This is a genomic window from Faecalibacterium intestinale (genome assembly GCF_040096575.1).
GTDB lineage: Bacteria > Bacillota > Clostridia > Oscillospirales > Ruminococcaceae > Faecalibacterium > Faecalibacterium intestinale.
The window spans coordinates 41,053-66,399 of sequence record NZ_JBBMEN010000002.1; the positions used below are offsets into that span (position 1 = coordinate 41,053).

A 25,347-nucleotide genomic window follows, 5' to 3' on the forward strand; every position below is an offset into this window, starting at 1 on the left:
TGCACCCCTAGGGGTACAGTCACGCAAGCATGATCTAGTCAGTTAAAACTGATTAGAAAGCGAAATCGCCATTCTTAACGAAGGTGCTCTCGGAAGCAGCGTTCTTCACGGTGCCGAAGCCCAGGTTGTAGATAGCAGCCAGGTTGCCAACAACGTTCAGAGCGATGTTGCCAGCGCCCTTCAGGCCCCACTTGAACTTCTGGAAGCCGGTGGTGTCATCGCCCAGCTTGTTGGTGTAGTTAACAGCCCAGATGTCGCCGAACTGCTTGCCGAAGCCAGCCATGCCAACGCCGGGCTTCCAAGTGCCGCTGAACATAGCGCCAACGGTGTTGGTCAGGAAATCGCTCAGGTACTTGTTACCGACCACAGTCACCATGTTCTTGCTGAAGTTCTGCCACTGAGCAGACTCCATCACGGGGGCCAGGTAGTCAGCAACGCCGCCACCGATAACGTAGGTCATTTCGTTCTCAGACACAGCAGAGAAATTTGCAGGCATCATCATAATGAATTACTCCCTTCAAAAATAGAAAAAATATTTTCGAACCGGTGTTTCCGGCTCAATCCTTACTAGGATGGCAATAATATACCACACTTTCCAGAAATGTTCAAGTACTTTTTTGAAAAAAGTGTAAAAACTGTGAAACCCAGTCCCGGCTTTTGTAGCAAATATGCACTGTTCATGCGGGTTTTTCTGGTGTGACAGTTTTTTTCGCAATTTTATGAAAAACTGGCTCTCAGAACCATAAGGCGGTGCTTTGCAATGAAAACAGTTGTTTTTGTGGACGAATTGCTGCTGGTAAACTTTGCCGCAGCCGCCGCGCTGCTGCTGGGCGCGGGGCTTTTGTGCGGGCGCAGCTGCACCGGGCTGCGGCTGTGCGCGGGCAGCGCGGCGGCTGCCGTAAGCACCCTTGCCCTGCTGGCGCCGCCGTGGTGCGCCCCGCTGGCGGTACTATATAAAATAGTCAGCTGCTGCTGCGTGGTAGCGGTGTGCTACGGCGTGCCCGGGGCGCGCAGCTTTGCCCGCCTGTGCGGGTGGTACGCGGCGCTGAACGGCGTGCTGTGCGGCGCGGTGGTGCTGCCCGGGGTGCAGACCAACAACCTGAGCGTGCTTTTGCCGGTGCGCCCGGGGCAGCTTTTGATCTGCTGCGCTGGGGTGTATGCGCTGCTGCGCGGGCTGCTGGCGGTGTTTGGACGCCCGCAGCGGGGCTGCTTTGCCGCCGTGCTGCATCTGGCAGGGGCGGCTGTGCCGGTGCAGGCTTACCACGACACCGGCTTTACCCTGCAGGACCCCCTTGCCGGGCGGCGGGTGGTGCTGGTGCAGTACCCGCCGGTGCGCAGCCGGCTGCCCGCGCCGCTGCGGGAAACCTTAGACAGCTGGTTTGCCGCCGGCGCTGCCCCGCCCCCCGGGCTTGGGGTACAGTTTGTGCCCTGCGCCGCCGTTACCGGCCGCTGCCTGCTGCCTGCCGTGCCCGCCGCACTGTGCTGCGGGCAGCGCCGCGTGCCCGGCCTGCTGGCGGCTTTTTGCGCCCCGGACGCCCCCGCCGGCGCATGGACGCTGCTGCTGGGGGACGACGTAGCGGAGGATGTGGGGGTGTAGCGCTCTGCGGAGCGCTACAAATGCATTTTCGCAGGAAGGGTCGTAAAGGGGGGCGGCATTTGCAGCGCCGCTTTCTGCGAAAGTGCAGCGCTGCGGGCAGCAAGCTCGCCCTCTCCGTCTGCTCACTACGTTCGCATCCACCTCTCCCAAAGGGAGAGGCCTTGGCAGTCCCCGCTTGATTCATCTTTTGACAAGAGTGCTTCCCTTTGTAAAGAGTCACTTTCAGATGAAGTTTTTGTACCTACATGCTTTACGGTGTAACTGAAAACTTTTCCGCTATGCCAAGGGCTCTCCCTTTGGGAGAGCTGGCGCGTTAGCGCCTGAGAGGGCGAGCACGCTCCTCTTATAGTACATATAATAAATGGTGCACAGGAGGGATATCCATGTTGCAGTTTTTCCGGCAGATGTGGCAGCGGCTGTGGGGGCGTTTGCGCTACTGCGGCGCGGTGCATTATCTGGCGGGCGGGCCCAGCCTGCCCCCGCCCCTGACCCCCGAGCAGGAAAAAACCCTGCTTGACCGCATGGCCACCGGGGACGCCGCCGCCCGCGAGGAGCTGATCACCCACAACCTGCGGCTGGTGGTGTATCTGGCAAAAAAGTACGAAAACAGCGGCGTGCCCGCCGAGGACTTGGTAAGCATTGGCACCATCGGGCTGATCAAGGCGGTAAACACCTTCACCCCTGCCCGCAGCATCAAACTTGCCACCTACGCCAGCCGCTGCATCGGCAACGAGATCCTGATGTACCTGCGCAAAAGCTCCAACCGCCGGCAGGAAGCCAGCATCGACGAGCCTTTGAACGTGGACGGCGACGGCAACGAGCTGCTGCTTTCGGACATCCTTGGCAGCGATGCCAACGCGGTAAGCCAGCAGCTGGAGCAGGACGCCGAGCGCGCCGTGCTGCGCCGCGCCGTGGCAGCGCTTTCGGCACGGGAGCGGCAGATCATGGAGCTGCGCTTTGGCCTTACCGACGGCGTGGAGCGCACCCAGAAGGAAGCCGCCGACGCCCTTGGCATCAGCCAGAGCTATATCTCCCGGCTGGAAAAGCGCATCATCCACACCCTGAAAACCCGCCTTGAAAGCGAGTAGCAGCGCTTGACATTCCGCGTGGGAACGTGTATAATAAGAACACAAGAGGCGCTGGCCCGGCAAACGGCTAACTCCTTACCATGTTAGATCAAAAGAAAAATGACCGTTCAGGATTGGGGAATCGTGGAGGCGGTCATTTTTTCTTTTTATCATCACTGTGTGATACAGTCCATGTGATCTGAAAGGTGATGTAGATCGCTCCGCCAAGCAGCGTGAGCAGCAATACGACCTGTTCAAATGTCATGACGCATCCCCCCTTCCCGCCCTTAAGCGTCCGGGGAGAATCGAGATTTCAAAGAAAAAAAAATTCGCTCTTACCCGGCACTCAGGTACCGGTAAGGAGCTAGCTGCAACGGAGCCGACCGCTGCCTGCGGCAGAAGCAGGGAGGCGAGGTTGGGGCAGCGGCCAGTAAGACGCGAGTGCCGCCCAAGGCACGAAGCGGATACTGGGTGCCGCAACCCGTCCTGCGTTTGTGGGCACAGCGCCTGATGGACGGCTTGCGCCGCCAGTCACAGCATACCATAAAATTACAGATTTGTCTATAAAGCGCCCCTCTTTTGCGGAGGGGCGCTCAATTTTTTCCACGCATAGCGCCCGGCGCACAGAGCCATACTTCCGGTAAAGCTAAAAGACCGGGGGCGTTTGGATGTACAACAAGGTGGAGCTATGCGGTGTAAACACGGGGCAGCTGCCTGTGCTGACCGAAGCGGAAAAGCGTCAGCTGCTCACCCTTGCCCACGCCGGGGACAAAGCTGCCCGGGCGCGGATGGTGGAGGGCAACCTGCGGCTGGTGCTCAGCGTGGTGCAGCGGTTTGCCCAGCGGGGCGAAAATCTGGACGATCTGTTTCAGGTGGGGTGCATCGGGCTGATCAAAGCCATCGACAATTTTGACCCCGCGCAGCCGGTGCGTTTTTCCACCTACGGCGTGCCGATGATCATCGGGGAGATACGGCGATTCCTGCGGGACAACAACGCCCTGCGGGTAAGCCGCACCCTGCGGGACACCGCTTATCGCGCCATGCAGGCGCGGGAAGCGCTGGAAAAGCAGCTGGGACGCGAACCCACCATGGACGAGATCGCCGCCGCAGCGGGCCTTGCCCGGCGCGAGGTGACCGCCGCGCTGGAATCGGTGGTAGAGCCGCTCAGCCTTGACGAGCCGGTGTACACCGACAGCGGCGATGCGATGTATGTCATCGATCAGGTGCGCGACCCGGACAGCGAGGAAAGCTGGATCAGCGGGTTACAGTTCCGGGACACGGTAGCCGCCCTTACGCCCCGGGAAAAGCGCATTATGGAGCTGCGGTATCTGCGCGGTAAGACCCAGATGGAGGTGGCGCAGGAGATCGGCATCAGTCAGGCACAGGTAAGCCGGCTGGAAAAAGGCGCATTGCAGCAGTTCCACACCGGGGGATAAAAGCAGCCGCTTTTCGCTGCGCCCTCCATGAAAAAGTGGCTCAAAAAAGACCGCTGCACAATGCAGCGGTCTTTTTGGGGCTTAGCGGCGGCTGTATCTGCGCCGGGTGGCAGCCCCGCCCCGCAGGTGACGCTCGGCCTTGTTGCGCGCCAGCACGGCACGCACCTGCCCGTACAGCGCAGGGCTGATGCTGCGCAGCCGCACGGCAACGTCCTTGTGCACGGTGGACTTGCTGCACCCGAACGCAGCCGCCGCTGCCCGCACCGTGGCGTTGTGGGCGGCAATGTACTCGCCCAGCTGCACGGCGCGCTGTTCCGGATCGGCTTTCATATCCCGCCTCCCTGCGTTCCAGCTTTGCAATGGTATAACATACGCGCCGCCGGGGCGGAATATGTCTGCGGGCTTGACTTTTTGTCTCCCGGCGCGTATACTGTGGGCGGACATAAAAACAGGGGCGCCGTAAGGCTGAGATCCGCATTGCGCGGAGTACCCTTTACCTGATCCGGGCAATACCGGCGTAGGGAGTTTGCGGAACTGTCCGGTACGTTCAACAAACCTCCATGCGTCTGCTGCCAGCAGGCGCATTTTGTTTTTGTGTACTACTATGAGAGAGGAATCTTTTCATCATGTCCAAAACCTATTCCAAGACCCGTATTCTGGTGGAATGCGCCCTGATGATCGCCATTGGCACGGTGCTTTCCAACATCAAGTTCTTCACCATGCCCAACGGCGGCAGCATTACCCTGCTGAGCATGCTGCCCTTTGTGCTGGTGTCCTTCCGCCACGGCGCAAAGTGGGGCCTGTTCACCGGTTTCGTGAACTCCTGCCTGCAAATGATCATGGGCTTCTACCCTCCTCCCGCTTCCACCTTCCTCTACTTCCTCGGTGAGGTGCTGCTGGACTATGTGCTGGCCTTTATGGCACTGGGTCTGGCCGAGCTGTTCGCCCGCCCCTTCAAAAACCGCACCGTGGGCGTAGCCGTGGGCACCTTTGCCGCCGGTTTCCTGCGCTTTATGTGCAGCTTTTTGTCCGGCGTGCTGGTGTGGGGCAACCTGAATGATGGTCTGGCCGCATGGACTTACAGCCTGACCTACAACGGTAGCTATATGCTGCCCGAGACCCTGCTCACCATGGTGGCCGCTGTGCTGCTGTGCCGCGTGGCCCCGCAGATCTTCGACCGTCAGGCACGCTAAGGCGTAGTTTTTCAAAACGAGCACTCCCCCGCTTTCCGATCCCCGCCGGGCACATGCCCTGCGGGGATCTTTTACCGCAAAAATTTTTCAAAAAACTGTTGACAAGCGCCCCTGTGGCTGGTATAATTACACACGTCGTCAGGCACAAAATAAGACATCTGGGGGTTTAGCTCAGCTGGGAGAGCGCTTGCATGGCATGCAAGAGGTCACCGGTTCGATCCCGGTAATCTCCACCAGAAAGAAAAGCACTACATGGAAACGTGTGGTGTTTTTTTCGTTAAGGCCAACCGAGTGAGGGCTTAGCTCACCCGGGAGAGCGCCGTGCATGGACTGCAAGAGGGTCACCGTGATTACAACAGCCCGGTAATCTCCACCAGAACCAAAGCACTACACGGAAACGTGTGGTGCTTTTTTGTCTTATCTGTCGTTCACCTTAACGACCCCTTTCATGAAAAAAGCGTTTGTCGCAGCCCACAGGCCGTGACAAACGCTTTTTATTTTACTGTGCGCCCAAGCGCATTTTGAAGTCCTGATAGCCGAAGTGCACCAGTTCCCGGCAGCTGCCATCTGCACCCAGCAGCCAGATGGGCGGCAGGGGCATCCCGTTGAAGGTGTTATTCTTGCAGGTGGTGTAGATGGCCATATCGCCGAAAATGAGCTTATCGCCCTCGGCAAGGGGGGCGTCAAAGCTGTAATCCCCGATGATATCCCCCGCAAGACAGGTGGGGCCGCCCAGCCGGACAGTGTGTGCCTTCTCCCCTGCCTCACCGGCATCCAGCAGCGGCGGGCGGTAGGGCATCTCGATGACGTCCGGTGTGTGGCAGGCTGCGGACATATCCAGAATGGCAAGGCTGGTATCTCCGTTGCGCAGGGTGTCCAGCACGGTGGTAACCAGATAGCCAGCGTTCAGCGCCCAAGCCTCGCCGGGCTCCAGATACACCTGTACGCCGTACTTCTGCCGCACCGACAGGATGCAACTTTCCAGCGTAGCAAGGGCGTAGCCCGGGCGGGTGATGTGGTGTCCCCCGCCGAAATTGAGCCATTTCATGCGGGGCAGCAGATCGGCAAACTTTTCCTCCACTGCTGCCAGCGTTACCGCCAGCGCATCCGCGTCCTGCTCGCACAGAGTGTGGAAGTGCAGACCGTCCAGCAGGGCGGGCAGCTCCGGGTGCGCTGCCACGGCGGCGTCCCACTGGGCGCGGGTGGTGCCCAGACGGCTGCCGGGTGCACAGGGGTCATAAATTTCGTGGCCCTCCTGCGTGGAGCACTCCGGGTTGATGCGCAGGCCGATACTTTTGCCAGCCGCCTTTGCCGCCGGGCCGAACTTTGCCAGCTGGCTGGGCGAGTTGAACACGATGTGGTCGGCGTATTGCAGCAATTCCTCAAACTCGTCTGCCCGGTAGGCCGCGCAGAACACATGGTTCTCCTTCTCCGGCAGCTCTTCCCTGCCCAAACGGCTCTCGTACAGGCCGCTGGCCTCGGTACCGGCCAGATAGGGTGCCAGCACCGGGTAGACGTTGAAGTTAGAAAAAGCCTTCTGCGCCAGCAGAATGCGGCAGCTGGTACGCTGCTGCGCCCCCAGCAGGATCTCGCCGTTGCGGCGCAGCTGGGCTTCATCCAGCAGGTAGCAGGGCGTGGGCAGGCGGTGCAGCTGCTCCTCGGACAGGTTTGCCAGCCCCGCAAAGGGCGGGCGGCTGTCGCGCACCCGCATCAGTCCACCAGAGCCGGGTTGTGGCTCTCGGAGCGGGGCAGGCCGTACTTGTCCAGTGCATCCAGATACGGATCGGGATCAAACTCCTCGACAGTGTGCACGCCCTTGGTGGTCCACTTGCCGGTGAGCAGCATCAGGGCGCCGCACATAGCCGGCACGCCGGTGGTGTAGCTGATGGCCTGAGAGCCCACTTCCTTGTAGCACTCCTGATGGTCGCAGACGTTGTAGATGTAGTAGGTCTTGTCCTTGCCGTCCTTTTTGCCGGTAAAGATGCAGCCGATATTGGTCTTGCCCTTGGTACGGGGGCCAAGGCTGGCAGGATCCGGCAGCAGTGCCTTGAGGAACTGGATGGGCACGATCTCCTGTCCGTTAAAGTTGACAGGGGTGGTGGACAGCATGCCCACGTCCTCCAGACAGCGCATGTGATCCAGATAGCTCTGGCCAAAGGTCATGAAGAAGCGGATGCGCTTTGCCTCCGGGATGTTCTTTGCCAGAGACTCGATCTCCTCGTGGTGCAGCAGGTACATATCCTTGTCGCCCACCTGATCGAAGTTGTACTCCCGCTTGATGCTCATAGCGGGGATTTCTACCCAGTGACCGTTCTCCCAGTAGCTGCCGGGTGCGGACACCTCGCGCAGGTTGATCTCGGGGTTGAAGTTGGTGGCAAAGGCATAGCCGTGGTCGCCGCCGTTGCAGTCCAGAATATCGATGGTGTCAATGGTATCGAACTCGTGCTTTTTGGCGTAGGCGCAGTATGCCTGGGTCACACCCGGGTCAAAACCGCTGCCCAGCAGGGCGGTCAGACCGGCTTCCTCAAACTTTTTGGCGTAGGCCCACTGCCAGCTGTAATCAAAGTAGGCAGAGAAGCCGGCCTCCTTGCAGCGCTTCTCGTAGATGGCACGCCACTCCGGGTCGTCGGTGTTCTCGGGCTCGTAGTTGGCGGTGTCCATGTAGTTGACGCCGCAGGCAAGGCAGGCGTCCATGATGGTCAGATCCTGATAAGGCAGGGCGATGTTCATTACCAGATCGGGCTGGTACGCCTTGATGAGAGCGATGACCTCTTCCACCTTGTCTGCGTCCACCTGTGCGGTGGTGATCTTGGTAGCGGTGGTGGGAGCCAGCTCGGCAGCCAGCTTATCGCACTTTGCCTTGGTACGGCTGGCGATGCAAATCTCAGTGAACACCTCGGGCACCTGGCAGCACTTATGGATGGCAACGGAGGCCACGCCGCCGCAGCCGATGATCAGAACTTTGCTCATGTCGATTACTCCTTTATCTGTAAATGGTAGGTTCGTATTTATACCTGAAATCCCGGCCAGCCCTTGTCCAGCGCGATCAGGGTCTCGCGCAGCACCTTGCAGGCGGTGGCGGTGGAAACGCCGGTGGTGTCCAGCGTGGGAGCCAGTTCGTTCAGGTCTGCGCCGATGATGTTGGCCTTGGTCACAGTGCGGATGGCATCCAGCAGCTGCAAAAAGCTCACGCCGCCGGCCTCCGGGGTACCGGTGCCCGGGAAGCAGGAAGGGTCAAGGCAGTCCAGATCAATGGTCAGGTACACCGGCACCTTGCTCTCGCACAGCTGTGCGGTCAACTCTGCAAGGCCGGTAAAATCAAACTTGTGCATCTCGGTGTGCTGGGCAGCGAACTCGAACTCTGCCCGGTCTCCGCTGCGGATGCAGAACTGATGGATACGGCCGTCCCCTACCAGCTCGTGGCAGCGGCGCAGCACACAGGCGTGGCTCAGCTTCGCGCCCAGATAGTCGTCCCGCAGGTCGGCATGGGCATCGAAGTGGACGATGTGCAGGTCGGGATATTTCTTCACCGCAGCCCGCACCGCGCCCAGCGTGACCAGATGCTCGCCGCCCAGCAGCAGCGGGAACTTGCCGTCCTTCAAAATTTCCTCTGCCCGAGCCTCGATATCGGCCAGCGCCAGCTCGCTGGAGCCGAAGCACAGCTCCAGATCGCCGCTGTCGAACACGTCAAAATCGGTCAGGTCGGCGTTCTGGTAGGGGCTGTAAGTCTCCAGACCATAGCTCTCGTGCCGGATAGCCGCCGGGCCGAACCGTGCGCCGGGGCGGTAGCTGGTGGTGGAATCGTAAGGTGCACCGTACAGCACGATGCTGGCGGCGCGGTAGCTGCTGTCGCAGCCGATAAAGTTCTCAACGTTGGGGTGCATCAGTGTTCCTCCACTTCCCGCAGCATCTCCTCCAGAAAAGCCGGCAGGTAGAATGCTCCGATATGCAGTTTTGTGGTGTAGTAGCGGGTGCGCATATTCAGCGCCTTCCACGACTCTGCGTCCAGATCATCAATGGGATGATATTTTTTACTTGCAAAGCCGAACAGCCAGTACCCCGCCGCAAAGGTGGGGATATGTGCCTGATACACCCGGCTGATGGGGAAGGTGGACGCAATGCGCTTGTGGCTGCGCTGCATGGCGCTGGCGTCCTCGGCGTAGAAGGGACTGCCCTGCTGGTTGACCATGATGCCATCCTCTTTCAGGGCGTTGAAGCAGCTGCCGTAGAACTCGCGGGTGAACAGACCCTCAGAGGGGCCGAAGGGGTCGGAGGAGTCCACGATGATGAGGTCGTATTCTTCCTCGCAGCGGCGGATATACTTCAGGGCGTTCTCAAAGTAGATATGCACCCGGCGGTCATCCATACGGCAGGCATTGCCGGGCAGATAGGCGCGGCAGGCTTCCACCACCTGCGGGTCCATCTCCACAAGGTCGATGCGCTCCACACGGTCGTAGCGGGTCAGTTCCCGCACCACGCCGCCGTCACCGGCGCCGATGACCAGAATATCTTTGGCTTCCTTGTGCACCGCCATGGGCACATGGACGATCATTTCATCGTAGATGAACTCATCGCGCTCGGTCAGCATCACGTTGCCGTCCAGCGTGAGCACCCGGCCGAACTCCGGGGTCTCAAAGATATCAATGCGCTGGTAATCGCTCTGCTTGGAGTAGAGCTGCTTGTTCACCCGGATGCTGTGCTTCACATCCGGGGTGTGAAACTCTGAAAACCAAAATTCCATCTTTTTCCCTCCTTATGCCAGAACATTCAGGTGCAAAATTTCAGGGTCCTCCGGGCCGGTCATGCTGCAGCCCTTGGCCTTGGCGTACTCGATATAGTTCAAAATCTCCTTGGTGATGCGCTCGCCGGGTGCAAGGATGGGGATGCCCGGGGGATAGCACATGACGAACTCGCTGCACACCATGCCCTCGGTCTCCCGCAGGGGCAGGCTCTTTTTGGGGGCGTAGAAGGCCTCCTGCGGGCTGGCGGCCACCACGGGGTCGATGTATTCCTGACTCAGCAGACCCGAGCCGTCGGTGCGGTAGCGGCGCTTGATCTCGGCCAGTGCACTGACCAGCCGCTCCACCTCCTGCGGACGGTCGCCGATGGACAGGTAGGCAAGGATGTTGCCGATATCGCCGAACTCGATCTGAATATCGTACTCATCGCGCAGGATATCGTAGACCTCAATGCCGGCAAGACCGATATCCAGCGTATGGACGCTGAGCTTGGTGGTGTCAAAGTCAAAGACGGAATCGCCGTTGCACAGCTCCTTGCCAAAGGCGTAGTAACCGCCTACGGCGTTGATCTCCTCGCGGGCGTACTCGGCAATGTCTGCCACCTGATGGAACACCTGCCGTCCCCGCAGCGCCAGATTGCGGCGGGAGATATCCAGACTGGACATCAGCAGATAGCTGCCGGAGGTGGTCTGGGTCAGGTTGATGATCTGGCGCACATAGCCCTGATGCACATTGGGGCCGATGAGCAGCAGGCTGGACTGGGTCAGGCTGCCGCCGCTCTTGTGCATGGACACCGAGGCCATATCTGCGCCTGCCGCCATGGCAGACACCGGCAGGCCGCCGCCAAAGTAGAAGTGGGTGCCGTGGGCTTCATCCGCAAGGCAGAGCATTCCGGCGTCGTGCGCCATTTTTACGATGGCACGCAGATCGGAGCAGATGCCGTAGTAGGTGGGGTTATTCACCAGCACAGCCACGGCGTTGGGGTGCTCCTTGATGGCCTTTGCCACCTGCTCCCGCTTCATGCCCAGCGAGATGCCCAGACGCTTATCCACCTCCGGGTTCACATACACCGGCACAGCGCCGCACAGCACCAGCGCGTTCAGCACGCTGCGGTGCACATTGCGGGGCAGAATGATCTCATCACCCCGCTTGCAGGCGGTAAGCACCATACTCTGCACACTGCTGGTGGTGCCGCCTACCATTAAAAAGGCGTGTGCCGCACCAAAGGCATCGGCGGCAAGCTCCTCAGCTTCCCGGATGACCGACACCGGGTGGCAGAGGTTATCCAGCGGCTTCATACTGTTCACGTCCACGCCCACGCACTGCTGACCCAGAAAAGCGGTCAGCTCCGGGTTGCCGCGGCCCCGCTTGTGACCGGGCACGTCAAAGGGCACCACCCGCATCTGCCGGAACCGCTCCAGCGCCTCGTAGATGGGCGCACGGCGCTGGTCCAGCCGGGAACGTGCTTTGTTCTCGTTCATCTTATCCTCCGTCCCTGTTTCCCTTTTTGCACAACAAAAAAGCGCAGGCACTGCACAAATGTGCAGACCTGCGCTTGGAACAGCTTTTTCCGCGCTGATAAAGCACCCAGCCGTAAGTGCCGGTGCTGCGCGTTATTCGCGATCCAAAAAGACGGGGTGATGAGAGTCTATATAGCAACTACACTTTTACTACTCTTATTGACCGTTTCACAAGTCTGCGCATAGGCTGCGCAATTTCATGGTTGTAAAGGAACCAACTTATAAAATTTAGAGCTTTGCCGCAGGGGCAGCCGCTGCTTCTAATCAAAACAGCAGTGCTGCGGCACGCGAGCCAACGCAAGGTTTGAAACCCGTTTCATCGTTGTCTCGCAGTAACTCAATCAATAATGGCAGCTTGCGCCGCCGGTCGGCAGTGGACCCGGCTGTCCGTATGGCCTTAGCCCCGTTGGGCGGTCCCGAGTAAATTGCTTTGAAAAGACTCTGCAAGGCGGTGTCTCTCAAAATCAACAAAAGAATAACATGATTCGCCTTTTCTGTCAACTAAAACTTTTTGGCAGACAGCCTTTTCCATGCAGAAAAGACTGTTTTGTGCAAAAACATCCCGCTGAACCCGCAAAAAAAAAGGACAGCCGCATCGTTTGGTGCAGCTGTCCTTTGCTCTGGTTATTCTGCGCTGTATGCGCTGCCCATGATCCACGGGTTACTTGCGGAATATTTCGCGTGGTTGCGCAGGTAAGTGACCCATGCACCGTAGCCGTTGCCGGCCGAAAGGTGCACGCCGTCCGGTGCGGCGATCATCTCTTTCAGGTTGCCCTCGCCGTCAGCCAGTGTCTCCCACAGATCCAGATAAACGCAGCCCTTGCTGGCAGCCAGCTGCGCCAGCTGCTCATTCACGCCGCGCAGCACGTCCGAGGCAAGACCCGGCTTTTTTTCCGCTGCCGCAGGCCGTACCGGCGGGATGGACTGTACATAAATAATGCAGTCCTCGCCCAGCGTCTGGCGCAGCTCGTCCAGCATCTGTCCGTAGTATGCCAGAAAACGGTCCGCAGCGCCCAAGGTGGTCAGGGTGTTGGTGCCCAGCAGGATATACAGCTTTTTGGGCTGCGCCGCTGCCAGCACATCCAGTGCCACCTCCTGCCCGCGGGTGGGGCTCTTGACGGCGGCGCGGTTGACGATGGCGTCCGGCCCTACACCCGTATAGCCGCAGATGAGCGCGCCGCTCAGATTGATCTGGTAGTCCGAAAAGCCCACCGTCAGGCTGTCGCCCAGAAAGGCAGCGTCCGAAAAATAGCTCAGGTCTACCTGACCGCAGGTCGGCTGCCGGATGACGCTGGCGTCGTAAGCCTTAATGGTATAGGCACCGTCGGTCTGCCGGGCGGGGCCGAAGTTTTCCAGCTGCACCGCCTGCGCCGTGCCGCTGCTATCGGCTGCACCCTCGCTGTCGCTGCCGGAAGCCGCCTCGCCCTGCATGGGCAGCGGTGCCAGAATGTTCTGCGCAATGCCGCCCGCGCTGGTCTGCGGGGTGCTGTCCTCCGCCGCTGTTCCCTTTTCCAGAATAGCGGTCACCGCATAGGCGACCAGCAGGATGACCACAATGACCCCTGCCAGCCGCAGTTTGCCGCTGATGCCCCCGCCCGTGCGCCGCCGGGGTGCCGAATGATATTCGTGTGAAATGCCCATAATCTCTGTCCAGCTTTCTGCAATTATCCCAACAGGCAGGTACTTCTGCCCGGTAATTTTGGAGTGCGCACCCATTTTATCATATTTTTTTTGCCTGTGCAACCAATTGGGTCTTGCATACAACAGGCAAAACGGGTACAATAGGATTGCAGCTTATTTTGCACATTTTACAAAAAGCGAATACACAAGCTGCAAATATTTTTGTGTCAGTTGCGGCAGGCGGCTGTTTTGCCGTTCCGGTCTGTTGGCAGTGCAGGGTCGACAGACTACTTTACCGGACGGTGCGGAAAACCGTTTGCCCGGCAGTGATACATTTTAAATGATCTGAAGGAGGTTTCCATGGCCAAGAATATCATCATTGGTCAGAGCGGCGGCCCTACCGCCGTGATCAACTCCAGCCTTGCAGGCGTATACAAAGCCGCCCGCAGTCTGGGTGCAGACAAGGTGTACGGCATGAAGTACGGCATCGAAGGTCTGCTCAAGGAGGAGCTGCTGGAGCTCAACGTTCTGCTGGACGACCGCATGAGCATTGAGCTGCTCAAGCGCACCCCGTCCAGCTATCTGGGCAGCTGCCGCTTCAAGCTGCCCGACCCGGACACCGATGCCACCCCGTTCGTCAAGCTGTTCACCCTGTTTGACAAGTACGACATCTGCGCCGTGTTCTACATCGGCGGCAACGACTCGATGGATACCATCGCGAAGTTGTCCCGCTACGGGCAGCAGGTGGGCAGCAGTGTGCGGTTCATCGGTGTGCCCAAAACCATCGACAACGATCTGTGTCTCACCGACCACACCCCCGGCTACGGCTCTGCCGCAAAGTACATTGCCACCATCTTGAAGGAAGTCATCCGCGACTCCTCGGTTTACAACATCCGCAGCGTGACGGTGGCCGAGATCATGGGTCGTCACGCTGGCTGGCTGGCTGGTGCGGCCTGTCTGGCAGGCGGCGAGGACTGCGAAGGCCCCGACCTGATCCTGCTGCCGGAAGTGCCCTTCGATCAGGATAAGTTCCTTGCCCGGGTGGACGAGCTGCAGCGGGTAAAGTCCAACGTTATCATCGCAGCCAGCGAGGGCGTAAAGACCGCAGACGGCACTTACCTGTGCGATCTGGTTTCCACCGCCGGGCAGCTGGACGCCTTTGGTCACAAGGCCATCCTCAGCGGCACCAGCCGTTACCTTTCGGAGCTCATCCACGACAAACTGCAGTGCAAGAGCCGCGCCATCGAGTTCTCCACCCTGCAGCGCTGCGCCAGCCATCTGGCCAGCCGCACGGATGTGAACGAGGCCTACGCCGTTGGCGGTGCCGCTGCCGCTGCTGCCTTTGCGGGCGAGAGCGGCCGCATGATCGCCCTCAAGCGCGTTTCCAACTACCCGTACCAGTGCATCACCGAGTCTGTGGATGTGCAGCAGGTGGCAAATCTGGAAAAGAAAGTCCCGCTGGAATGGATCACTCCGGACGGGATGCAGGTGACCGAAGCCTTTGAGGAGTACGCCCGTCCGCTGATCCTGGACGAGGTAACTCCTGTGTATGTGAACGGTACCCCCCGCCACATCCGTCTGTGATCTCCCTTTCCCTTCCGCGTCTGTTTTCGTGCAACTGCACGTTTTTATAGCCGAAACAGAAAAAACAAAAAAGGAGAAATCATCATGGGAAAAAACGCAATCGTCGGTCAGTCCGGCGGCCCCACCTCTGTCATCAATGCCAGTCTGGCGGGTGTCTTTGAAAGCTGCAAGAACCGCGGCGCAGACATCGTGTACGGTATGTGCAACGGTGTTGCCGGTCTGCTGGAGGAGCGGGTGGTGGATCTTTCCACCCTGCTGACCGATGACCTGGACATCGAGCTGCTCAAGCGCACCCCGTCCAGCTTTCTGGGCAGCTGCCGCTACAAGCTGCCCGACTGGCGGGATGACGAGGCGGTGTACAAAAAGCTGTTCGCCATTCTAGAAAAGCTGAACATCGGCTACTTCTTCTACATCGGCGGCAACGACTCCATGGACACCATCGGCAAGCTGGCAGACTACGGCCAGCGCGTTGGCAGCGACATCCGCTTTATGGGCGTGCCCAAGACCATCGACAACGACCTGATGGTCACCGATCATACTCCCGGTTACGGCTCTGCGGCCAAGTACATCGGCGTTGTGATGAAGGAGATCATCCGTGACGCCACCGTGTACGGCACCAAGTACGTCACCGCGGTGGAGATCATGGGCCGCAACGCCGGCTGGCTGACCGCCGCTGCCGCACTGGCCAAGAGCGACGATTGCGAGGGCGTGGACATGATCTGCCTGCCCGAGGTTCCCTTCAATGTGGAGCGCTTTGTGGAAAAGGTGCGTGTGATGCAGGAAAAGAAGCCCAGCATCGTCATTGCTGTTTCCGAGGGCGTAAAGCTGGAGGACGGCCGCTATGTCTGTGAGCTGGCGGACGACGTGCACGCAGTGGACGCTTTCGGCCACAAGGCACTGACCGGTACTGCACGGTATCTGGCCAATGTGGTTGCCCGCAATCTGGACACCAAGACCCGCTGCATCGAGCTTTCCACCCTGCAGCGCTGCGCCGGTCACCTGACCAGCCGCACCGACATCACCGAAGCCTATCAGGTAGGCGGTGCCGCTGCCAAGGCAGCCTTTGAGGGCGTTACCGGGCAGATGGTTGCGCTGAAGCGCATCTCCAACAACCCCTACCAGTGCACCACCGAGCTGCATCCCATCAGCGAGGTCGCCAACCTGGAAAAGAAGGTTCCCCTGAGCTGGATGAACAACAACCATACCCAGATGACCGAGGACTTCTTGGACTACGCCCGTCCGCTGATCCAGGCCGAGCTGACCCCGCTGTACATCGCCGGTCTGCCGCACCACATCTACATGAAGAACCAGAAGTGATCTTCTCCTGACCTGTTTTTGTCAGGCTGAAAAGCCCTCCCGCCCGGACGCTGTAAAGCACACCCGGACGGGAGGGCTTTTGTGTTTGCTGCATTTCTTTCTTATTTTTTGCGCTCAGCCCAAATTATGGGTTGACAAACCGCGTTTTCAGTGGTAACATATACAAGCAGTCCGCGTGGCTGTAAAAAAGAATATGGGCGTGTTCCCGAGTGGCCAATGGGGACAGACTGTAAATCTGCTGCTTTCAGCTTCGGTGGTTCGAATCCACCCGCGCCCACCAAAAAAGCTCTAGCGTATTTAGCACGCTGGAGTTTTTTGTTTTGCTTGTGCGTGAGACTCACAAATGTGGGTGGATTCGAACAGCATCGACCCGCCGAACAGTCCGGCGGGTAAAAAAGCCCCTGTGCAACAGCGACGACCGCTGCCAGCGGCAGAAACAGGGAGGAGCTGTTGGGGCTGCGGCCAGCAGGATGCGCGTGCCGCCCAAGGCACGATGCAGCCGCTGGGAGCCGCGACCCGGGCTCCTTTTCTGCGCGGCTCGCGCAATCCACCCGCGCCCGCCAAGAACTCCAATATCCGAACCGGGTACTGGTGTTTCTGTTTTATCTGCTATGCAAAAGGGGTGCAAGGGGAGATTCGAGCAATATCGATTTATACTCTCCCCCACAGATATTGCATCTGCCCCCGACCTGTGATACCATACAAGTAACCAAAACGATACAGATGGAGGACTTTTCCATGATCTACGATACCCTGAACAACCTGCCCAATTATCTGGGCGTAAGCGACAATCTGGACACTGTCATCGAGTACATCATGGCGCGGGATATCACCACCCTGCCTGCCGGGCGCACCCGCATCGATGGGGACAAGGCGGTGGTCACTGTGAGTACCGTCACACCCCAGACCTCCGACAAGGCACTGTTCCAGCGGCACGACAATCACATCACGCTGGAGACCGACTTGGACGGCAGCGAGCTGTTTGAGGTAAGTCTGGCAGAGCTGACTCCCACCAAGCCCACCGACGAGACCGCCGACACCACCGTAGGCACCGCCGGTACCAGCATTGCCGGAATGCTGTGCGAGGGACGCTTTGCCCTGTATCTGGCCGGGGAACCGTATAAATCCGGCCTGAAGGCGCAGGGCTGCGGCAAGCTGAAAAAAGCCGTGTTCAGCATCGAGCTGGACCCGGACGAGGAAGAAACAGAAGAATAAGCGAAAGGAGACTTTCTGTATGGGATTTTTTGCTGTGCTGGCTGCAAGCCTGTTTGCCGTGTTTCTCTTTACTGTGTTTGGCGGCTATTCGCTGCTGCTCTGGTGCCAGCAGTCCCTGTGGATGGTTGTTCCTCCCGCGCTGGTGCTGGCCGTTCTGGTCTGGACATTTTTGAAAATGGACGATAAGATCACCGCCCTGCAAAAGCGGGTGGATGAGCTGGAAGCTGCACAAAAAAGCACAGAGAAAACTGAAAAATAATACAGCGCCGCCCTTACCGGAGAAGCTTTTCCGGCAGGGGCGGCGCATTTTTACACCTTATTTTTTATCCTGCGGGTCATCCAGCCCTTCAAACATCACCATGCCCAGACTGACAAAACCGGCACCCAGCGCAAAACCCACTGTCCCCATCGACACACTGAACAAAACGCCCATGGCAACGCCGAACAGGATGCCCGCGATTTGGCTTTTCTTCATTTTACTGCTCTGCCTTTCCGTACCATGCAACGGACAACCGCCACGAGAGGGCATACAGCGCCAGCGCCGCCGCCAGCACGACCACCAGCACCAGCAGCGAACCCTGCGCGGGCAGGATGCTGTCCAAAGCGCTGTCCCCCGAAGAAACGAAATATCCCATAAAGCTTGCAAGCAGACCGATGCACAGGTAGTACGCATACCGGGCTTTTTGGTAGCCCAAGCGGTAGGCCAGCGGCAGCAAAATAATGTTGCCCAGCAGGGTCAGCATCGCCACCTGAAGCAGGGTCGCCACGGTGATCTGCACCGTCACCGTACCCCAGAGCAGCTGTGCGGCCGCCAAAGTTGCCATGCTCAGCAGCTCCGCCAGCACCATACCGCACAGTCCGATGAGGTATTTGCCGCCCACGATCTGCTCTTTTGTCACCGGCAGGGCGGCGCTGTAAGCGCTGAACCGGCCGTTCTGGTCGTAAGCCAGCAAGGTCATGGGCAGGATGCCCAGCAAAAGCCCGCCGTACAGCATAAAGAAATTAGACCCTTCCTTCATGAAAAACGTTCCCATCAGCATCATGGCTACCGACGCCAGAATGATCCATCTGGTGTAGCTCCACAGCTGATAGGCATCCTTCAATAACAGACCTTTCATTGCACGTTCTCCCCTTTCACCATCAGTACAAACAATTCCTCAATGCTCACCGGGGCAAGCTCTGCTCCGGCGGGCATTGCGTCCCGGCGCACAAGCGCCTCGGCACCGTAAGGAGTGACACGCTTACCGTACACCTGTGCATCCAGTGCCGCCAGCTGCGCCGCCGTGCCATGCCACAGGGCATATTCCTCCCGCAGGGCGTCCTTTTCTTCACAGAGCAGCAGCCTGCCCTTGTGCAGGAAGGCGATGGTGTCGCACAGCTTTTCCAAGTCGCTTACGATGTGGGAGGAGATGAGGATGGAGTGGTTTTCGTCCCGGGCAAAGTCCAGCAGCAGGTCGGTCACCTCGTCCCGCACCACCGGGTCCAGCCCGTTGGTAGCTTCGTCCAAAAGCAGCAGCTTCGGGTGGTGCGCCAGTGCCACGGCGATGCACAGCTTCATCTTCATGCCGGTGGAGTAGTCCTTGTATTGCTTTTTGTCCGGCAGACCGAACTTTTGGCACAGCTCCGCATAGGCGGCAGCGTCCCAGTTCTGATAGATGCCCGCCATCACCTTGCCCGCCTGCACCGCGTTCAGGCACAGGGGGATGCCCTCGCTGCCCAACACCACGCCGATCTCCTCTTTGGTGCGGACGGAAGCGGTGCGGCTGTCCCTGCCGAGGATGGTCACGGTGCCGCCGTCCCGCTGCACCATGTCTAAGATCAGCCGGATGGTGGTGCTTTTGCCCGCTCCGTTTTCACCGATCAGTCCGCAAATCGTGCCCCCGGGCAGGGTCAGGTCCAGCGGCCCAAGGGTAAAGTCCTTATAGTGCTTTGTAAGCCCCTGCAGTTCCAGTGCGTTCATATTCAGCCCTCCCATAGCAGTTCCAGCATCTCCCGCAGTTCTTCCCTGCTCAGCCCGCAGGATGCGGACAGGCGGACGGCTTCGGTAAGATGCGCTTCAATCTTTTTCAGGTTTTCTTCCCGCAGCAGCTCGGTGTTTTTCGGGGCTACAAAAAAGCCCTTTGCCGGTACTGCGTAAAGAAAGCCCTCTTTTTCCAGTTCATCGTAGGCGCGCTTGGTGGTAATGACGCTGATGCGCAGATCCCGTGCCAGCCCCCGGATGGAGGGCATGGCCTCGTCCGGCTGTAAAGCCCCGCTGATGATCTGCTGCTTGATCTGGTTGTAGATCTGGTCATAGATAGGCGCGCCGCTTTTGTTGTTGATAAACAGTTCCATCGGCTGCTCCTTTGACACTTTCGTTTTGTCTGTATATGTACAGTATATACAGTAGATACAGATTTGTCAAGAGAATGCGTAAAAAAATACACCCGCCGCCCAAAACGGACAGCGGGTGCAATTTTTATAGGTTTTACAGCGCCTTGATCGCGGTCTTGATGCGCTCGGCGGCAAGCTTGGTCTTTTCCGCATCGCCGAAGGCGGTCAGGCGGAAGTAGCCCTCGCCACACTCACCGAAGCCCACGCCGGGGGTGCCCACCACGCCGCAGTTTTCCAGCAGCCAGTCGAAGAACTCCCAGCTCTTCATGTTGCCGGGGCAGCGCAGCCAGATGTAGGGGCTGTTCTTGCCGCCGCAGTACCACACGCCGCACTCGTCCAGTGCATCGGCGATGACCTTTGCGTTGCGGCGGTAGTAGTCCAGATTAGACTGAATCTCAGCCATGCCGCTCTCGGTGAACACAGCAGCAGCGGCGCGCTGCACCACATAGGGCACGCCGTTGAACTTGGTGGTCTGGCGGCGCAGCCAGAGCTTGTTGATGCTCATGCCCTCGCGCTCCAGCTCCTTGGGCACGACGGTGTAGCCGCAGCGGGTGCCGGTAAAGCCTGCGATCTTGGAGAAGGAGCAGATCTCCACGGCACACTCGCGTGCACCCTCGATCTCGAAGATGCTGCGGGCAAGCTCGCCGTCCGAGATAAAGCACTCGTAAGCGGCATCGTACAGGATGATGGCATCATTCTTGCGGGCGTAATCCACCCATGCCTTCAGCTGTGCGCGGGTGTAGGCAGCGCCGGTGGGGTTGTTGGGGCTGCAAATATAGATGATATCTGCCTTCACGCTCTCGTCCGGCATCCCGAGGAAGCCGTTCTCCTGCCCGGTGCGGCTGTAAATGATCTTGCGGCCATCGGTAACGTTATCGTCCACATAGGTGGGATACACGGGGTCCGGTACCAGCACGGTGTTGTCCACATCGAACAGACCCAGCAGGTTTGCAAGGTCGCTCTTCGCGCCGTCCGAGATAAAGATCTCGTCCTCGGCAAGCTGGGTGCCGCGGCTGGCGTAGTAGCCCTGAATAGCCTGCTTGAGGAAGGGGTAGCCCTGCTCCGGGCCGTAGCCGTGGAAGCCCTCTTTGGTGCCCATCTCCTCGGCGGCGTCGCGCATAGCCTGCACCACGCACTTCGCCAGCGGCTGGGTCACATCGCCGATGCCCAGACGGATGATCTCCTTTTCCGGGTGTGCTTCCTGATACGCAGCCACCTTGTGGGCAATGTCCACGAACAGGTAGCTGGCCTTCAGCTCATTGTAATGCTTGTTCATCTTCATGATACTTTCCCTCGCTTCTATATTGTGGAACCCTCTCAGTCATCTCGCATCCGCTCGATGCCAGCTCCCCCGAGGGGGGAGCTTTTCATTTTGAAGGGAAACTTTTCCTCTTGATGCAGAAAAGCTCGCCCTTCGGGAGAGCTGTCGCCGTCAGGCGACTGAGAGGGTTCTTATTTACACTTCGGTCGTGCCCTCGCACACGGTCTCGGCAGCGCCGGTCATCAACAGCTGCTTGCCGGGCAGCACCCGGATGGTCAGCTCGCCGCCGCGCAGCTGCACATGGACATCCTCCCCGGCGGGGCAGATGCCCAGCTCGGTCAGGGCTGCCACAGTGGCACAGGTGCCGGTGCCGCAGGCCCATGTCTCGCCGCTGCCGCGCTCCCACACACGCATTTTCAGGTGGGTGGCGTCCACCACCTGCACAAACTCGGTGTTGATGCGCTCCGGGAAGTTTTCGTGGTGCTCAAAGCCCGGGCCGATCTGCTCCAGCTTCAGGCTGTCCACATCCGGCACAATGGTCACACAATGGGGATTGCCCACGCTGATACAGGTCACCCGCCACAGGTTCTCTTCCACCTGCAGGGGTAGGTCTACCAGCGGTCCTTCGCCCATGTTCACGGCGGGCAGCGCCGCTGCCATGGCGGTGTAGGTGCCCATCTCTACCTGCCACAGACCTTCGCCCATGCGGGCAACGGTCTTTAAGCCGCTGAGGGTGTCGATGGCAAGCTTCGGCTTTGCCATGCCGTGGGTGTACAGCCACTCGGCCACGCAGCGGATGCCGTTGCCGCACATCTTACCCTCGCTGCCGTCCGCATTGAAGATGCGCATCATGGCGTCTGCCCCGGCTGTGACCGGTGCGCAGATGCAGATAATGCCGTCCGCGCCGATGGAAAAGTGCCGCCGGGACAGCCGCTGTGAAAGCGCTGCGATATCCTCCGGCACGCCGGAGGTGCGGCAGTCCAGATAGATATAATCGTTGGCGCAGCCCTGCATTTTGGTGAATGAAAGCTTCATGCTTATCGCTCCTTATAAAAGGGACCGGTCAGTCCCCGTAAACTCATTACTTTATAATGATAAAAAAACCGGCACGAGATGTCAAGGGAAAAAGCAGCTTTCAGACAATTTTCTTCAGTTGCTGCAAAACAGGGCTTGACAATACGCACTGCATGGGATATAAAAAAAGAGAGCGCTTTGTACAGCAGGCAAGGCCGTGCCGGATACCGGAGGTTTTCCGGGGCACGGCGGGCTGTACGCGTATGCAATACAACTGCAAAAAGGAGACCACAGGAATGGATACTTTTGAGAAAATCCGTGCATTGCTGGCTGAGCAGCTGGACGTTGACCCGGCAAAGATCACGCTGGAAAGTGATATCATGAGCGATTTTGAGGCTGACAGTCTGGATATCGTAGATATGGTGATGACGCTGGAGGACGAGTTTGGCATCGAGGTGCCGGACGACGCCATCGAGTCCCTGCGCACCGTAGGCGATGTGGTAAACTTTGTGGACAGCCACGCGCAGAACTGATTCTTTTAGGCAAAAGCCCCGCCTTTGCAGTGCGGCACACGGCCGTGCAGGCAGGCGGGGCTTTATTATGGTTCGTGCGGAACGTAAAGCGTTTGGCGCACGGCCTTGGGAGGATATAACAAAATGGCAAAAGACAACAAGAAGCTCGTGCAGGCGATCACCAGCCAGGAAGAAAACTTTGCACAGTGGTACACTGATATCTGCGTGAAGGCAGAGCTGGTGGAGTATTCCAGTGTGAAGGGCTTTATCATCCTGCGCCCCTATGGTCAGGCCATCTGGGAGCTGATCCAGAAGGATTTGGATGCCCGGTTCAAGGCTACCGGCCATGAGAATGTGGCTATGCCGGTGCTGATCCCGGAGAGCCTGCTGCAGAAGGAAGGCGAGCTCGTCAATGGCTTCGCGCCGGAGGTGGCGTGGGTCACGATGGGCGGCTCCGACAAGCTGGAAGAGCGTCTGGCGGTGCGTCCCACCAGCGAGACCATGTTCTGCGACCACTGGTCCCGCGTGCTGCACAGCTACCGTGAGCTTCCCATGAAGTACAACCAGTGGTGCAGCGTAGTGCGCTGGGAAAAGACCACCCGTCCCTTCCTGCGCAGCCGCGAGTTCTGGTGGCAGGAGGGTCACACCATCCACGAGACCGCTGCCGAGGCCGAGGCTGAGACCCAGCAGCAGCTGAACTGCTATGCAGACACCTGCGAGCAGGATCTGGCGATCCCCGTGGTAAAGGGTCGCAAGACCGACAAGGAAAAGTTTGCCGGTGCCGAAGCCACCTACACCATCGAAGCCATGATGAAGGACGGCAAGGCACTGCAGAGCGGCACCAGCCACTACTTTGGCGATAAGTTCAGCAAGGCTTACGATGTCACCTTTACCGGCCGCGACAACCAGCTGCATCATCCGTTCCAGACCAGCTGGGGCGTTTCTACCCGTCTGGTGGGTGCCATCATCATGACCCATGGCGATGACGACGGCTTGATCCTGCCCCCGGCCATTGCCCCCATTCAGGTGGTGGTGGTGCCCATTGCCGCCCACAAGCCCGGCGTTTCCGAGAAGGCTGCCGAGCTGGCAGAGAAGATCAGCAAGTACGCCCGCGTGAAGCTGGACGACAGCGACAACGCCCCCGGCTGGAAGTTTGCCCAGTGGGAGATGAAGGGCGTGCCCCTGCGCCTTGAGATCGGCCCCAAAGATCTGGAAAAGAACCAGTGCGTGCTGGTGCGCCGCGACACCCGTGAGAAGGTCTTTGTAAGCTTGGACGAGCTGGAGACCGCCATCCCCGCCCAGCTGGAAGCTCTGCGCAAGGATCTGTACCAGCGTGCGCTGGAAAACCGCGAAAAGCGCACCTGGGCTGCCACCACCATGGACGAGGTGAAGGAGCTGGCAAAGGCCAACACCGGCTACATCAAGACCATGTGGTGCGGCGATCTGGCCTGCGAGATGAAGATGAAGGAAGAGGCCGGACTTTCCAGCCGTTGTATGCCCTTTGAGCAGGAGCATCTCAGCGATGTGTGCCCCTGCTGCGGTAAGCCCGCCAAGGCCATGGTCTACTGGGGCGTTGCTTACTAAGCATTTGCCTTTCTGACCCGATACAAAACCCCCGGAGCGCTTTTGTGCTCCGGGGGTTTTACTTGTCATTTGTCGAATTATATGCTATTATAGAGTTGCTGCTCTAGCAGCAAGGCACTGCACATAACGGCAGGCGGTTCGGCCCCACTTCCGAAAGGAGGTGAAGCTTATGCCAATTACTTTGACGTTCCATATCTTCGGATTGGTATTTACCATCAAGGTAAAAAGCGAGAACCGCCACCCTGGCCGGTGACGGTTCTTGAGTTTTAAGAATCCTCATCAAAAAGGCCAACCGCTTGTCGCAGTGCCTTTTCTATTTACAGTATACCCACTTTTGAGGTTTCTGTCAAGAGCACGCCGTTTCGTTTCTGCGTGCTTTTTTCTTACCGGTCAAAGGTGGTGCTAAGGGTAGTCTGCCAGCTTTCGCCGGGGGCAAGGCAGGCGGCTGCGGCGCGCTGCTCCCAGTCCTGCGGGTCGGTGGCAGCGGCGGGCAGGCTGTGCCACGGCTCGATGCACACAAAGCGCACCGGCTTTGCAGGAGCCGACCAGATGAGCGAATAGGGGTAGCCCTCCACCTTGCAGGTGATATTGCGGCCGGTGTCCTTCTCGCAGATGCCGATGGTGCCAGTGCGCAGGCCTGCCATGCAGAAGCTGTCGTCGGCAAACAGGTCGTCGGTCAGCGGGATGGCCTGCTGATTCTTCCACTGGTAATAGCTCTTGCCGCTCAGCAGGCCGTTGGGGCTGGCGTCAAGGATGACCGGGCTTTCCGGCCGGTCAAAACGGAACTCGTAGTCAGTGGTGGTGTGCTTTTCATCGAACGGCACATTGAACGCCGGGTGGAAGCCGATGCCGAAGCGCAGCTCCTCGGTGCCGGGGTTCGTCACCTGCAAAGTGTGGTGCACAGTCTTGCCCTCCAGACGGAAGGTGCTGGTGAGCGCAAAGTCATAGGGGAAGCGCTCTGCCTTGATAGCATCGTCTGCCCGCAGCTCCAGCTGGATGGTGTCCCCTTCTGCCCGCAGCAGGGTATGCTCCAGATCCCGGGCAAAGCCGTGCTGGCCGCCCTTCCATGTTTTGCCCTTGGCTGCAAAGGTGCCGTCCACTAGCTTGCCCGTCCACGGGAACAGGATGGGTGCGTGGCGCTTCCAGATGGCGGGGTCGGCCTGCCAGAGCATCTCTTCGCCTGCGGCGTTCTTCAGGCTGACAGCCTCTGCACCGTGGGTGTCCACGGTCAGGGTCAGGAATTCGTTGTGAATGGTTGCCTGCATTTTCAGTATCTCCTTTGTCCTTCTTATTTTCCGAGGCCTGCTGTTTCCAG

At 59.0% G+C, this 25,347-nt stretch carries 25 protein-coding genes, 2 tRNA genes and 1 riboswitch; of the genes, 12 read left to right on the forward strand and 15 right to left on the reverse strand.

Going from position 1 to position 25,347, the window contains the following annotated elements:
* Positions 1 to 52: 52 nt before the first annotated feature.
* Positions 53 to 502 (reverse strand): hypothetical protein, encoded by a 450-nt coding sequence (locus WMO20_RS01925; RefSeq protein ID WP_349185668.1) that lies wholly within the window; start codon positions 500 to 502, stop codon positions 53 to 55.
* A 258-nt stretch (positions 503 to 760) separates the two neighbouring features.
* Here WMO20_RS01925 and WMO20_RS01930 point away from each other — a divergent pair, with 258 nt between their 5' ends.
* The 3 genes from WMO20_RS01930 (at position 761) to sigG (ending at position 4,100) form a co-directional block, all read left to right on the forward strand.
* On the forward strand, positions 761 to 1,597 hold the full coding sequence (locus WMO20_RS01930; RefSeq protein WP_349185669.1) for a sigma-E processing peptidase SpoIIGA: 837 nt from the start codon (positions 761 to 763) through the stop codon (positions 1,595 to 1,597).
* 383 nt (positions 1,598 to 1,980) lie between these two features.
* Positions 1,981 to 2,685, forward strand: a complete 705-nt coding sequence (gene sigK / locus WMO20_RS01935; RefSeq protein ID WP_349185670.1) for an RNA polymerase sporulation sigma factor SigK — start codon at positions 1,981 to 1,983, stop codon at positions 2,683 to 2,685.
* Positions 2,686 to 3,332: 647 nt separating this feature from the next.
* Positions 3,333 to 4,100, forward strand: coding sequence for an RNA polymerase sporulation sigma factor SigG (sigG, locus tag WMO20_RS01940; RefSeq protein ID WP_349185671.1), 768 nt, complete (start codon positions 3,333 to 3,335; stop codon positions 4,098 to 4,100).
* An 81-nt stretch (positions 4,101 to 4,181) separates the two neighbouring features.
* On the opposite strand, the gene WMO20_RS01945 is transcribed toward sigG, so the two are convergent.
* Positions 4,182 to 4,430: a sporulation transcriptional regulator SpoIIID gene (locus tag WMO20_RS01945; protein WP_015537824.1), complete on the reverse strand. Its 249-nt coding sequence runs from the start codon at positions 4,428 to 4,430 to the stop codon at positions 4,182 to 4,184.
* Positions 4,431 to 4,540: 110 nt separating this feature from the next.
* Positions 4,541 to 4,641, forward strand: a riboswitch (TPP riboswitch).
* Positions 4,642 to 4,726: 85 nt separating this feature from the next.
* Here WMO20_RS01945 and thiT point away from each other — a divergent pair.
* Complete coding sequence (gene thiT / locus WMO20_RS01950) at positions 4,727 to 5,293, forward strand: energy-coupled thiamine transporter ThiT (RefSeq protein ID WP_097783562.1); 567 nt, start codon at positions 4,727 to 4,729, stop codon at positions 5,291 to 5,293.
* Positions 5,294 to 5,453: 160 nt separating this feature from the next.
* Positions 5,454 to 5,529 (forward strand) — tRNA-Ala (locus WMO20_RS01955).
* Positions 5,530 to 5,792: 263 nt separating this feature from the next.
* On the opposite strand, the gene WMO20_RS01960 is transcribed toward WMO20_RS01955, so the two are convergent.
* From WMO20_RS01960 to WMO20_RS01985, 6 genes are all read right to left on the reverse strand, one after another.
* Complete coding sequence (locus WMO20_RS01960; protein ID WP_349185672.1) at positions 5,793 to 7,004, reverse strand: carboxynorspermidine decarboxylase; 1,212 nt, start codon at positions 7,002 to 7,004, stop codon at positions 5,793 to 5,795.
* Positions 7,004 to 8,263, reverse strand: coding sequence for a saccharopine dehydrogenase family protein (locus tag WMO20_RS01965; protein WP_015537820.1), 1,260 nt, complete (start codon positions 8,261 to 8,263; stop codon positions 7,004 to 7,006). The genes WMO20_RS01960 and WMO20_RS01965 overlap by 1 nt, the downstream gene beginning before the upstream one ends.
* A gap of 38 nt (positions 8,264 to 8,301) precedes the next feature.
* Positions 8,302 to 9,177 (reverse strand): agmatinase, encoded by an 876-nt coding sequence (gene speB, locus WMO20_RS01970; RefSeq protein WP_112090275.1) that lies wholly within the window; start codon positions 9,175 to 9,177, stop codon positions 8,302 to 8,304.
* On the reverse strand, positions 9,177 to 10,034 hold the full coding sequence (gene speE / locus WMO20_RS01975; RefSeq protein ID WP_055186663.1) for a polyamine aminopropyltransferase: 858 nt from the start codon (positions 10,032 to 10,034) through the stop codon (positions 9,177 to 9,179). The genes speB and speE overlap by 1 nt, the downstream gene beginning before the upstream one ends.
* Positions 10,035 to 10,046: 12 nt before the next feature.
* Positions 10,047 to 11,513 carry an aminotransferase class I/II-fold pyridoxal phosphate-dependent enzyme gene (locus WMO20_RS01980; RefSeq protein ID WP_097785880.1) on the reverse strand — a complete coding sequence of 489 codons (1,467 nt, stop codon included), beginning with the start codon at positions 11,511 to 11,513 and terminating at the stop codon, positions 10,047 to 10,049.
* A gap of 663 nt (positions 11,514 to 12,176) precedes the next feature.
* Positions 12,177 to 13,193, reverse strand: a complete 1,017-nt coding sequence (locus WMO20_RS01985) for a GDSL-type esterase/lipase family protein (RefSeq protein ID WP_349185673.1) — start codon at positions 13,191 to 13,193, stop codon at positions 12,177 to 12,179.
* A gap of 339 nt (positions 13,194 to 13,532) precedes the next feature.
* Between WMO20_RS01985 and WMO20_RS01990 the strand changes: the two genes are divergently transcribed.
* From WMO20_RS01990 to WMO20_RS02010, 5 genes are all read left to right on the forward strand, one after another.
* Positions 13,533 to 14,756: a 6-phosphofructokinase gene (locus WMO20_RS01990; RefSeq protein ID WP_217285332.1), complete on the forward strand. Its 1,224-nt coding sequence runs from the start codon at positions 13,533 to 13,535 to the stop codon at positions 14,754 to 14,756.
* Positions 14,757 to 14,840: 84 nt separating this feature from the next.
* The gene (locus WMO20_RS01995) at positions 14,841 to 16,073 is read left to right on the forward strand and encodes a 6-phosphofructokinase (protein ID WP_349185674.1); all 1,233 of its coding nucleotides are present in this window, start codon (positions 14,841 to 14,843) and stop codon (positions 16,071 to 16,073) included.
* Positions 16,074 to 16,268: 195 nt separating this feature from the next.
* A tRNA-Tyr gene (locus tag WMO20_RS02000) sits at positions 16,269 to 16,353 on the forward strand.
* Positions 16,354 to 16,811: 458 nt separating this feature from the next.
* The gene (locus WMO20_RS02005) at positions 16,812 to 17,288 is read left to right on the forward strand and encodes a NanQ anomerase/TabA/YiaL family protein (protein WP_349185675.1); all 477 of its coding nucleotides are present in this window, start codon (positions 16,812 to 16,814) and stop codon (positions 17,286 to 17,288) included.
* 19 nt (positions 17,289 to 17,307) lie between these two features.
* Positions 17,308 to 17,547 (forward strand): hypothetical protein, encoded by a 240-nt coding sequence (locus WMO20_RS02010; protein WP_316541167.1) that lies wholly within the window; start codon positions 17,308 to 17,310, stop codon positions 17,545 to 17,547.
* Between the two features lie 57 nt (positions 17,548 to 17,604).
* Here the strand turns inward: WMO20_RS02010 and WMO20_RS02015 are convergent, their stop codons facing one another.
* The 6 genes from WMO20_RS02015 to dapF form a co-directional block, all read right to left on the reverse strand.
* Positions 17,605 to 17,763 (reverse strand): hypothetical protein, encoded by a 159-nt coding sequence (locus tag WMO20_RS02015; protein WP_349185676.1) that lies wholly within the window; start codon positions 17,761 to 17,763, stop codon positions 17,605 to 17,607.
* 1 nt (position 17,764) lies between these two features.
* Positions 17,765 to 18,406 (reverse strand): ABC-2 transporter permease, encoded by a 642-nt coding sequence (locus tag WMO20_RS02020; RefSeq protein WP_349185677.1) that lies wholly within the window; start codon positions 18,404 to 18,406, stop codon positions 17,765 to 17,767.
* On the reverse strand, positions 18,403 to 19,248 hold the full coding sequence (locus WMO20_RS02025) for an ABC transporter ATP-binding protein (RefSeq protein ID WP_349185678.1): 846 nt from the start codon (positions 19,246 to 19,248) through the stop codon (positions 18,403 to 18,405). Before WMO20_RS02025 ends, WMO20_RS02020 begins: the two co-directional genes overlap by 4 nt.
* 2 nt (positions 19,249 to 19,250) lie before the next feature.
* Positions 19,251 to 19,670, reverse strand: a complete 420-nt coding sequence (locus WMO20_RS02030; protein WP_349185830.1) for a GntR family transcriptional regulator — start codon at positions 19,668 to 19,670, stop codon at positions 19,251 to 19,253.
* Between the two features lie 85 nt (positions 19,671 to 19,755).
* Positions 19,756 to 20,943: an LL-diaminopimelate aminotransferase gene (locus WMO20_RS02035; RefSeq protein ID WP_349185679.1), complete on the reverse strand. Its 1,188-nt coding sequence runs from the start codon at positions 20,941 to 20,943 to the stop codon at positions 19,756 to 19,758.
* A 174-nt stretch (positions 20,944 to 21,117) separates the two neighbouring features.
* The gene (gene dapF, locus WMO20_RS02040; RefSeq protein WP_349185680.1) at positions 21,118 to 21,957 is read right to left on the reverse strand and encodes a diaminopimelate epimerase; all 840 of its coding nucleotides are present in this window, start codon (positions 21,955 to 21,957) and stop codon (positions 21,118 to 21,120) included.
* A gap of 275 nt (positions 21,958 to 22,232) precedes the next feature.
* On the opposite strand from dapF, the gene acpP reads away from it, so the two are divergent.
* Together acpP and proS are read left to right on the forward strand one after the other, a co-directional pair.
* Positions 22,233 to 22,469 carry an acyl carrier protein gene (gene acpP, locus WMO20_RS02045; RefSeq protein ID WP_015537798.1) on the forward strand — a complete coding sequence of 79 codons (237 nt, stop codon included), beginning with the start codon at positions 22,233 to 22,235 and terminating at the stop codon, positions 22,467 to 22,469.
* A 123-nt stretch (positions 22,470 to 22,592) separates the two neighbouring features.
* Positions 22,593 to 24,032 carry a proline--tRNA ligase gene (proS, locus tag WMO20_RS02050; protein ID WP_349185681.1) on the forward strand — a complete coding sequence of 480 codons (1,440 nt, stop codon included), beginning with the start codon at positions 22,593 to 22,595 and terminating at the stop codon, positions 24,030 to 24,032.
* A 383-nt stretch (positions 24,033 to 24,415) separates the two neighbouring features.
* Here the strand turns inward: proS and WMO20_RS02055 are convergent, their stop codons facing one another.
* Entirely contained in the window at positions 24,416 to 25,297 is an 882-nt protein-coding gene (locus WMO20_RS02055) for an aldose 1-epimerase family protein (protein ID WP_349185682.1), read from the reverse strand.
* Positions 25,298 to 25,347 lie beyond the last annotated feature (50 nt).